Consider the following 9,145-nt stretch of genomic DNA (forward strand, 5'->3'; position numbering starts at 1 on the left):
CAATATGGTCGCCGGATTGGAAACCAGCCTGCGCGAGAAGATCGTGCAATTCCGCCGCCGGCATCAGGCGCGAGCCGTCAAGCAGGTTCGCGTGCGGCAGCAGCCTTGCGCCGGGCAGATGGCCGCCGCGCGCATTGCGGCGCAGGTCTTCGCCTGTGTATTCACCAGCGGTGCGGGCATCGAAGATGCGCACATCACCGTCGAGTTCAGCCTTCAAGGTCTGCCGATCGACGAGACCGACAGGACCCGCGCCGGGCCTGGCTCGAAAGACAGCCGAGGCGCCGGCTGCCTGGGCCGCCCCCGGCAGGTCGTCGTGTCGTTCGACCGCCGGCCATCCACCGTTCAGGATGAACGCCTTCGCTCCGAAATACTGCAAGATGAACCAGACCCGCGCGGCCTCGGTCATTCGCCCGTCATCATAGACGATGGCCGGCACTTCCCCATCGACACCGAGTTCGCCAATGGCGCGCTCCCAATAAGCGACGTTCTCGAACGACGTCTCTCCGGCTTTTGCTGCAGCCTCCCACACCTCGATCGGAACGCGGACGGCATTGGGCGCGTGGCCCAAGGAGAAGGCAGCCTGATCGCGCACGTCGAGCAGGCGGAAAGTGGGCAACGTGCTCAGAGCGGACTGTTCGACGACGGGGTCATGGGGCATGGGGGACCTTTCTTTCACCACGGCTTCCCGGCCAGGCTGAAAGCGCGATATCGACCAGACGTCTCAACCTTTCGGTACAGGCGCCGTCACAGGCTTGCACCGACATTCCTTGCACGAAAGCTCCGTAGAAGCGTGCAAGCGAATCCGTGTCGGTGCCGGTGGCAAGTTCCCCTTCGACGACCGCCCTGTCGAAACGTTCGCGTATGGCTTTGATGGCAGCCTCGCGCCTTGCGGTTACGGATTTCGCCACCGTCTCGTTTTCCGCCGCGCATTGAACAACCGCTGTCGAGACGATGCATCCGCGCGGATCGTCGGGACGCGAGATGCCGGTCGCGACGTCGTGCAGGTAGAAGGACAAAGCCTCATAAGCGCTCATATCGCTCCGTAGCGCGTCCATCCGGGCCTTGCTCTCCCGCTCGGTGGCACGGTCGAGCGCCTGCCTGTACAGCTCCTCCTTGGAGCCGAACGTCGCATAGAGCGACGGCGGGGTCACGCCCATGGCCGCCGTCAAGTCGGCGATCGATGTTCCTTCATAGCCGTGTTCCCAGAACAGCCGCGCCGCGACATCAAGCCCGACATTACGATCCAGGGTCCTCGGCCTGCCCCGTTTTTTTGGAGGCTCGGTCATTTATATATCGATCCCTATAAAATCTGTTGACAACCATCGACCGGGATTAATATATCGATCGCTATTAAAAATCGCAACGGAGTTGCAAATGTCCGGACGCCTCTCGAACAAGGTCGCACTCGTAACCGGCAGGTCGCGCGGTATCGGGCGAGCAGTGGCGCTCGCCTTCGCCAGGGAAGGCGCTGCGCTCATCGGCGTGCACTACGCCAGCAACAAGGAAGCCGCGGACGCTACGGTGCGGGATATCGAGGCACTGGGGACGCGAGCTGTCGCCATCGGCGCGGATTTGCGCGACGCCAAGGCGGCTGCCGACAGCATTGCCGGAGAGTTTAGGGCCGCGGCGCTGGCCGCGACTGGCAAAGCCGGCCTCGACATCCTCGTCAACAATGCGGGCATCGCGGTGGCAACGCCGTTGGCGCAGACCAGCGAGACCACATTCGATGACCTCATGACCATCAACTTCAAGGCGCCGTTCTTCCTGATCCAGGCGCTGGCCAATGACATCCGGGACGACGGACGCATCATCAACATTTCCACCGGCTTCACGCGCATCGCAGCGCCGACCCCCCCCGCCTATGCGGCGTCAAAGGGAGCTCTCGAAACACTGACGCTGGCGCTCGCTCCCGATTTCGCAAGCCGCGGCATAACCGTCAATTCGGTCATGCCCGGCGTCACCGACACCGACATGAACGCGGACTGGCTTGCGACGGATGCCCGTGCGGGCGCGGAAGCATTGTCGGTGTTTTCACGTGTCGGCCAGCCCGCCGACGTGGCAGACGTGATCACCTTCGTCGCGTCAAACGACGCGCGGTGGACGACGGGGCAGTCCATCGACGCCACAGGCGGCGCTCGGATCTAGCCGCCCTGGGGAGCGTCATGCTGGTGGTCCTGCGCCTGCTGCGCCTGCTCGACGATCCGGCGGCGCTGCCCCGCTTGCCGAGCAGGAAATTCTCTATCGCCTGCTTGCCGGCCCGGACGGCGCCAGGATGCGCCACATCACCTCCAGCCAGGGTCGGGTGGCTCAGGTCGGCCGCGCCATCGCCTGGATCGGGCAGAACTTCCGGGAGCGATTCAGCATCGAGCAGCTTGCCGCGGAGGTGGGCATGAGTCGAGCCTGCACGAGCATTTTCGCGCGGTGACGGCGATGACGCCGCTGCAATTCCAAAAACAGCTCAGGCTGCAGGACGCGCGCAGCCTGATGCTGGTCCAGGACATCGATGCGACGACCGCCGCCTTCCGCGTGGGGTACGAAAGCCCGTCGCAGTTCAGCCGCGAATATCGCCGTCATTTTGGCGAACCGCCGGCGCGCGACATAGCCCGCTTGCGCGCCTCACCGGGCTTGGCGGTGGTCGCTTGAGTTTCGCCTTGCCGGGGCGCGTTCATGCAGCACCAACCAATTGCAAAATAAAATCAGTTGGCCTAGCCTGAACCGATTGCACAACGCAATCGGATCGCGCGAATGCCATGTGAGGAACAGGCAATGGCCAAGCTCGTCTTCGGAATGAACCAGTCGCTGGACGGCTATGTCGATCACACGGCGTTCGGGCCAAGCCCCACGCTCTTCCGCCACTTCATCGAGGAGGCCGAGCGGCAGTCGGGCAGCATCTACGGTCGCCGCATGTATGAGGTCATGCGCTACTGGGACGAGGAGCATCCTGAATGGGATGCCGATCGCCTTGCCTACGCGGCGGCGTGGCGGCGCCAGCCGAAATGGGTCGTCTCGCGCTCGTTGCAGTCGGTCGGCCCCAACGCCAGCCTCGTCGGGGATGACCTTGAGGGCGAGATGCGCAAGCTGAAGGCCGAGTACGACGGCGAGATCGAAGTCGCCGGCCCGGACTTGGCGCGAAGCCTCACCGAACTGGGCTTGATCGATGAGTATCGGATCTACCTGCACCCGGTCGTGCTCGGCCGCGGCAAGCCTTATTTCGCCGGACCCCGGCCGCCGCTTCGCCTGATGGCGCATGACCGGATCGGCGAGGATGTGATCAGGTTGACCTACGCTCCAGCATGATCTCGCGACGGTCTCCCGTGATCAGGTGAGCCGGACGATCTTGAAGCCCTCGACCTCCTTGACGACCGGATGGTCCTTCCAGCGCTCGACATCATGCAGCACGACGAGCTTCGACAGGTCGCCGCCAAGCTCGTCATTCATCTTGTCGATGGTCTTCAGCTGCTCCCAGACGCTGCCCACCGCATTGTTGAGCGGGACATAGACCCCGTCGTGATTGTGCCCGGTGAACTGGCGGCGCGAATAGACGCAATCACCGGAGATGACCCGGCGACCGGCGTGGGTGTCGACGAGCACGAATTGCTGGCCGATCGTGTGGCCGCTGCCGAGCCGCGCATGGATGCCGGGGAAGATGTTGTCCTTGTCGCCGTCGATGAGCGTCACGCGATGCTCGATCGAGGCTTCGAGGGCGGTGCGCAAATTGTCGGGATCGATGATGGCGGTCAGATGCGCGAAGCGTTTCGGCAGCGCGATCGCCTCGTACCAGGAAAGCAGTTCGCTCTTCTGGATGTGGATATGCGCGCGCGGGAATTCGGCGATCGAACCCATATGGTCGAAATGCGCATGGGTGACCACGATGTCGCTGATCTGATCGGGCGGGATGTCGAGCGCCGCCAGCATCCGCACCGGCGAGATCCATGTCGGGATGCCGAACTTCTGCGAGAAGCTGTGGTCGTCCTGCATGAAGCCGGTATCGATCAGCACGTTGCGTTCGCCGTTGCGCGCGAGCACGAAGGAGAAGGGCAGGTCGACCACGCCGTCATTGTACATGCCGCTGATGAGATCGACCCAGGGCTGTTCCTTGGAGCGCGCATATTCCAGCACAAAGACTTGCCATGTCGCGGATTGCGGAACGGTCATCGGCATTCTCCTCCAATTCAGCTTTCGGCAAGCGAGCGGCCAAGGCTGGCGAGCCCGACCGCGACGATCAGGATGGCGCCCTGGAACACGAATTGCGAGAAGGTCGGCGCGCCGAAGATGTTGAGCCCGTTGAAGCCGAGCACGATGATGAGCGCGCCGATGAAGGTGCCCAATATGTGGAACTCGCCGTCGCGCAGCGTGGCCGACCCGAGGAAGACGGCGGCGAAGGCGGTCAGCAGATAGGAATCGGCGGCATTGGTCGTGCCGCTGCCAAGCCTGGCGGCCAGCAAGGTTCCGGTAAGCGCCGCGCACATGCCCGAAAGCACGAAGCCGAGGATCTTGATGCGGTCGACATTGATGCCGGCGAGCCGGGCCGCGGCGGGGTTGCCGCCGACCGCCTGGATCTCCTGGCCGATCGCGGTGCGCTCGACCAGCAACCACAGGCCGCCGAACACCAGCGCCATGAAGATGATCGGGTTGGGGATGCCGAACAGCCAGCGCCCCAGCGCCAGTTGCAGGAAGGCTTCCGGCACGCCGGAGACGATCGGCACGCCGGCCGAATAGGCAAAGGAGAGGCCGACCAGCACGGTGCCGACGCCGAGCGTGGCGATCACCGAATTGACCTTGAGCTTGGTGACGATCAGGCCGTTGACGACGCCGATGAGGGCGCCCAGCGCGAGCACGATCAAAACCGCCAACGGGATCGGCATATGGTTTGCCACGATCAGCCCGGTCACGAGCACGCCGTGCAGGCTGGCGGCATAACCGACGGAGAGATCGAGCTCGCCGACGATCACAGCCATGGTCAGCCCGCCGGCGATGATCATGGCGAGGGATGCCTGGCTCAGCACGTTGATGAAATTATTGTAGGTCGGAAAGGCGTGCGGCGACAGGAACGAGAAGACGAGGACCATCGCGAGCAGGCCGATGATGGTGCCATAGCGCGCGAAGACCCCCAACGCTGCCCTGGTGCTGGGCGAAAGCCGTCGCGTGTAGCTGGCGTCACTCATGCGGGAACCCTTTCCTCGGTTGCGGCATAGCTTGCCTCGATGATGGCGTTGCGCGTGAGGTCGCGGCCGGTGAGCTCGCGCACGATCCGACCTTCCGCCATCACCAGGACCCGGTCGCACAGATCGGGGAGCTCGTCCGGTTCGGACGAGATGACGAGCACGGCCATGCCGAGTCCGGCGAGCTCGCGGATGAGACGGTGGATTTCCCCGCGCGCGCCGATATCGACGCCGCGCGTCGGCTCGTCGAGGATGAGCACCTTCGGCTTCGAGCGCAGCCAGCGGCCGATGACCACCTTCTGCTGGTTGCCGCCGGAGAGCCGCCCGACCGGCTGTTCCGGCGAACTGGCCTTGATCGACAGGTCGCGGATCGTCGCCTGCGCCAGCCGCGCCCGCTTGCGCAGGCTGATGAAGGGAAGGACCGGGCTGGCGAGGAGAGGCGTGAGATTGCCGAGGCTTAGGTTGAAGGCGATGGATTTGCCGAGGAGCAGCCCCTCCGTGCGGCGCTCTTCCGGGACAAGGCCCATCCCGGCGCGCACCGCGCCGGCCGGCGTGCGCGGGACGAACGGCCTTCCCTCTATCGTCATGGTGCCGGCATGGGGCCCGTCGGCGCCGTAGAGCAGTCGCGCGAGCTCGCTGCGCCCGGCGCCGACAAGGCCGGCGAGCCCGAGCACCTCGCCGCGGCGGAGGTCGAAGCTTGCTTCCTCCACGCGCGGCAGGCGGCGCAGGCCCCGCACCGACAGCACGATCTCGCCGCCCGTCGCCTCGCGCGACTTGGGCAGCTGTTCGACCGCCCCGCCGACGATCTCCTGGACCAGCCGGCGCCGGGTCAGTCCGGAGCCGTCGAGGACCGCAACAGACCGGCCATCGCGGAAAACGGTGACGCGGCTGCACAGATCGAGGATTTCGTCCAGCCGGTGCGAGACGTAGAGCACCGCCACGCCCGCCGCCGAAAGCCCCCGGATGATGGAGAAGAGCTTGCGGCACTCGCCTGCCGAGAGCGAAGCGGTCGGCTCGTCCATGACGATGAGGCGCGCCTTCCACACCAGCGCCCGGGCGATGCTGATCAGCCAGTTCTCGGCCGTCGACAGGCTCTTGGCCGCGGCATCGAGCGGCGCGGTTATGCCGACGCGCTCGATGATCGGCGCGACGTCCCGCTGGATCGCGCTCCAGTCGACCAGGCCGAGCCGCGTCGTTTTCTTGGGCAGGCCGAGCATGATGTTCTCTAGCACCGTCATGTCAGGCACGAAGGCGAGCTCCTGATGTATGAAGCTCATGCCGAGCCCGCTCGCCGCGTGCGGCGACACGATCGCCACCGGCCTGCCCTCGATGGCGATCTCGCCCGTGTCCGGCTGGGTCACGCCGGCCAGGATGCGGATCAATGTCGACTTGCCGGCGCCGTTGGCGCCGACCAGCCCATGCACTTCGCCGGGCAGCACGGAGAGCGACGCGCCGCGCAGCGCCTGCGCTCCTCCGTAGGATTTGCTGATCGCATTCGCCGCCACGAACGGCACCGCCGGCGGCGCCGCCATCGCTGTCGGGACTGGGTTCATGGGTGAAGCGTTGAGGTTCCTATTTCATGGCGTCCGGATGCTTGGCGATGAAGTCGTCGATAGTGTCCTTGGTGACGAGCACCGCGGGCACCTCCACCGCCTTCGGCGTCCAGTCCGCGCCGGCCTTGCGGATCTCCGGCAGCAGTTTGATCATATTGTAGCCTTCTGTATAGCTGTCCTGCCAGGCGGTCGCGGTCATGAAGCCGTTCTTGATGTTCTCCAGCGCCTGCGCGTTGCCGTTGACGCCGTAGACCTTGACGTCGTCGCGGCCCTGCGCCCTGAGCGAGCCGATGGCGCCGATCGCCGGATCGTCCCAGCAGCCCCAGATGGCGAGATTCTCCTGGCCTGCCGGATGCGAGGCCAGCCAGGCGTTGGCATATTGCGCGCCATCCTCGAAATAGCCGGGGATGCGCACCTCGTTCTTGGTGACCTTGATGTCGGGATTGGCCGCAAGCGCCTTGTCGAGCTCGACCTCGCGGTTTCGGCAGACCTCACCTGTGTGATAGGTCAGCGCCAGGATGGAGCCCTTGCCGCCCATCGTCTTCAGCATCAGCTCATTGACCGGCACCACCATCGGCCCGCCCGAGCCATTGGTGGCGGCGACCGAGCTTCCCAGCCCGCCGCCCCAGGTCACGACCGGGATATTGGCCGACTTGGCTGCCTGCAGCCCGGCCCCGATCGAGGAATAGGGAAACACCATGTCGACGATGGCCGCCGAGCCGCGCTGCGCGAAATTCTGGATCGCGGCATTGGCCTGGTCGGCGCTACCCGCCGCATCGATGACCGAAACGTCCCAGCCGATCTCCTTGGCGGCGGCCTTGGCGCCGACGATATAGCGGGCGTTGTTCGCTTCCGTCGCCGAGATCGAGACGATGCCGACCAGCGGCGTGTCCGCCCGAGCGGGAAACGCTGCGGCCGCGGCCGCCAACGCAGCCCCAATGACTATCCACTTCATGATCTCCTCCTTTTGACGTTGCGGCGCCTACCTCGCCGAACCGTTTCGCTGGATTATGCGGATAACAACGGCAATCAAGGCAAATTTTCGGGGATTTAGCCTAGACAAAGGCCATTTTGGCGACCAAAACTCAACTAATCGATTAGCTGGGTTCGCTATGGCCACCATCAAGGACGTCGCTCGCAAGGCAGAGGTATCGACGGCAACGGTGTCGGCGGTGATTAACGATTCCGCCTATGTGAGCCCGGAATTGCGGGCCCGCGTCCTGGCCGCCGTCCGTGACCTCAGCTATGCGCCCTCGCTCGCTGCGCGGAACCTGAAGCGCGGGCGCAGCCAGTTGATCGCCCTGGTCGTGGCCGATCTCGCCAACCCCTTCTTCTCGCGTGTCGTATGGGCGGCGGAAGCGGCGGTCGCCGCCTGGGGCTACTCGCTGCTGATCTTCAACAGCGACGAGAAGCCGGAGGTCGAGCGTCGCATCCTCGCCCGCGTGCGAACACTCTCCTGCGACGGGGTGATCCTGGTCCCGGTCGGCGACTCGACGGAGCATCTGCAGAACGATCCCGACGGCAAACCGATCCCAACCGTGCTGTTCGGCCGTACCGTCGCCGATGACAGGTCGGACACGGTGACGATCGACAACATATCGGCCGGCAGGCAGGCGACGGAATATCTGCTCGATCTCGGCCATACCCGCCTCGGCACGGTCACCGGCCCGCTGCATGTCACCACCGGGCGTGGCCGCCTCGACGGGATGCTGGCGGCCATGCGGTCGCGAGGCCTGACGCTTGAATCGCGCTATATACGCTCGGGTGAGTTCCGCGAGGATGCCGCCTATTCGGTGGCGCGCAGCCTGTTGGAACAGCCGGCGCGGCCAACGGCGCTCTATGTCGCGAGCGGTCTGATGGCGCTCGGCGTGATGCGGGCAGTGGCGGATCTCGGGCTGCGCTGTCCGGGCGACATCTCCATCGCTTCCACCGATACCATCCCTGGCATCGGAGGCTTGCGTCCGCGCTTGACGCGCACCGAGCATCCGCTTGTCGACATGACCAACGAGGCGGTCCGGCTTCTCGTCGATCAGATCAGGCGTGGCGGTCCTGCCGAACCGCGCAACGTCGTCTTCCAGCCTTCACTGGTGGTCGGCGACAGCTGCGCGCCGGTCGTGGCGCAAACCGTGGCGTCGCCGCCCAGCTCCGACCCAATGACCCCCGCGCCTTGATCCGATCGAGGCTTGCGTTTTCGGGCGGCGCCCATCCCTCGTCTCGACAGCGGAAAGTCCGCAAGGGCCTCAGCCCGCCTGCGGGGCCGTTCGGGCCTGCACGGGCAGCCGGCGTTCGAACTCCCACAAAAGGACCGGGCAGGCTAGAAGAGCCGCCGAGCCGAGGCCGAGCGCCGCGCCGGCGCTGCCCGTCCAAAGCGAAAGCTTGCCGCCGAACCAAGGCGCGATCAGCATCGTGGCGTAGTAGACCGTGTAGAAG

The 9,145-nt window shown here is 65.2% G+C and carries 9 protein-coding genes and 2 pseudogenes; 4 read left to right on the forward strand and 7 right to left on the reverse strand.

The window, feature by feature from the left end; genetic code table 11:
* The coding region (locus EOA24_RS17485; RefSeq protein ID WP_127409930.1) for a rhodanese-like domain-containing protein at positions 1-658 on the reverse strand (658 nt) is incomplete at its 3' end.
* Positions 648-1,286 (reverse strand): TetR/AcrR family transcriptional regulator, encoded by a 639-nt coding sequence (locus tag EOA24_RS17490; RefSeq protein WP_126080193.1) that lies wholly within the window; start codon positions 1,284-1,286, stop codon positions 648-650. The genes EOA24_RS17490 and EOA24_RS17485, both read right to left, overlap by 11 nt.
* Positions 1,287-1,374: 88 nt before the next feature.
* On the opposite strand from EOA24_RS17490, the gene EOA24_RS17495 reads away from it, so the two are divergent.
* The 3 genes and pseudogenes from EOA24_RS17495 to EOA24_RS17505 all read left to right on the forward strand — a co-directional run bounded on the left by EOA24_RS17495 (position 1,375) and on the right by EOA24_RS17505 (position 3,297).
* Positions 1,375-2,145 (forward strand): SDR family NAD(P)-dependent oxidoreductase, encoded by a 771-nt coding sequence (locus EOA24_RS17495; RefSeq protein WP_127409931.1) that lies wholly within the window; start codon positions 1,375-1,377, stop codon positions 2,143-2,145.
* A gap of 29 nt (positions 2,146-2,174) precedes the next feature.
* Positions 2,175-2,643, forward strand: a pseudogene (locus tag EOA24_RS17500) (helix-turn-helix domain-containing protein); the annotation flags it as partial.
* A 123-nt stretch (positions 2,644-2,766) separates the two neighbouring features.
* Complete coding sequence (locus tag EOA24_RS17505; RefSeq protein ID WP_126080195.1) at positions 2,767-3,297, forward strand: dihydrofolate reductase family protein; 531 nt, start codon at positions 2,767-2,769, stop codon at positions 3,295-3,297.
* A 21-nt stretch (positions 3,298-3,318) separates the two neighbouring features.
* Here EOA24_RS17505 and EOA24_RS17510 read toward each other — a convergent pair whose 3' ends face one another.
* From EOA24_RS17510 to EOA24_RS17525, 4 genes are read right to left on the reverse strand one after another with little or no spacing between them, the layout of a single operon-like run.
* Positions 3,319-4,155: an MBL fold metallo-hydrolase gene (locus EOA24_RS17510; protein ID WP_126080196.1), complete on the reverse strand. Its 837-nt coding sequence runs from the start codon at positions 4,153-4,155 to the stop codon at positions 3,319-3,321.
* 17 nt (positions 4,156-4,172) lie between these two features.
* The gene (locus tag EOA24_RS17515) at positions 4,173-5,165 is read right to left on the reverse strand and encodes an ABC transporter permease (RefSeq protein WP_126080197.1); all 993 of its coding nucleotides are present in this window, start codon (positions 5,163-5,165) and stop codon (positions 4,173-4,175) included.
* On the reverse strand, positions 5,162-6,715 hold the full coding sequence (locus EOA24_RS17520; protein WP_126080198.1) for a sugar ABC transporter ATP-binding protein: 1,554 nt from the start codon (positions 6,713-6,715) through the stop codon (positions 5,162-5,164). Before EOA24_RS17520 ends, EOA24_RS17515 begins: the two co-directional genes overlap by 4 nt.
* A 19-nt stretch (positions 6,716-6,734) precedes the next feature.
* A complete protein-coding gene (locus EOA24_RS17525) occupies positions 6,735-7,670 on the reverse strand; it encodes a sugar ABC transporter substrate-binding protein (protein ID WP_126063375.1) in 936 nt (311 codons plus the stop codon).
* A gap of 157 nt (positions 7,671-7,827) precedes the next feature.
* On the opposite strand from EOA24_RS17525, the gene EOA24_RS17530 reads away from it, so the two are divergent.
* Positions 7,828-8,886 (forward strand): LacI family DNA-binding transcriptional regulator, encoded by a 1,059-nt coding sequence (locus EOA24_RS17530; RefSeq protein ID WP_126080199.1) that lies wholly within the window; start codon positions 7,828-7,830, stop codon positions 8,884-8,886.
* Positions 8,887-8,955: 69 nt separating this feature from the next.
* Here EOA24_RS17530 and EOA24_RS41630 read toward each other — a convergent pair.
* Positions 8,956-9,145: pseudogene (locus EOA24_RS41630) on the reverse strand (MFS transporter); the annotation flags it as partial.

Origin of the sequence: Mesorhizobium sp. M2A.F.Ca.ET.039.01.1.1 (genome assembly GCF_003998035.1) — a bacterium.
Classification (GTDB): domain Bacteria; phylum Pseudomonadota; class Alphaproteobacteria; order Rhizobiales; family Rhizobiaceae; genus Mesorhizobium.

What these genes read in the sequence shown, in the direction of transcription:
- EOA24_RS17510 (WP_126080196.1), bottom strand. Translation starts at nt 4,155, where the DNA reads ATGACCGTTCCGCAATCCGCGACATGGCAAGTCTTTGTGCTGGAATAT.
- EOA24_RS17525 (WP_126063375.1), bottom strand. Translation starts at nt 7,670, where the DNA reads ATGAAGTGGATAGTCATTGGGGCTGCGTTGGCGGCCGCGGCCGCAGCG.
- EOA24_RS17495 (WP_127409931.1), top strand. Translation starts at nt 1,375, where the DNA reads ATGTCCGGACGCCTCTCGAACAAGGTCGCACTCGTAACCGGCAGGTCG.
- EOA24_RS17490 (WP_126080193.1), bottom strand. Translation starts at nt 1,286, where the DNA reads ATGACCGAGCCTCCAAAAAAACGGGGCAGGCCGAGGACCCTGGATCGT.
- EOA24_RS17530 (WP_126080199.1), top strand. Translation starts at nt 7,828, where the DNA reads ATGGCCACCATCAAGGACGTCGCTCGCAAGGCAGAGGTATCGACGGCA.
- EOA24_RS17505 (WP_126080195.1), top strand. Translation starts at nt 2,767, where the DNA reads ATGGCCAAGCTCGTCTTCGGAATGAACCAGTCGCTGGACGGCTATGTC.
- EOA24_RS17515 (WP_126080197.1), bottom strand. Translation starts at nt 5,165, where the DNA reads ATGAGTGACGCCAGCTACACGCGACGGCTTTCGCCCAGCACCAGGGCA.
- EOA24_RS17520 (WP_126080198.1), bottom strand. Translation starts at nt 6,715, where the DNA reads ATGAACCCAGTCCCGACAGCGATGGCGGCGCCGCCGGCGGTGCCGTTC.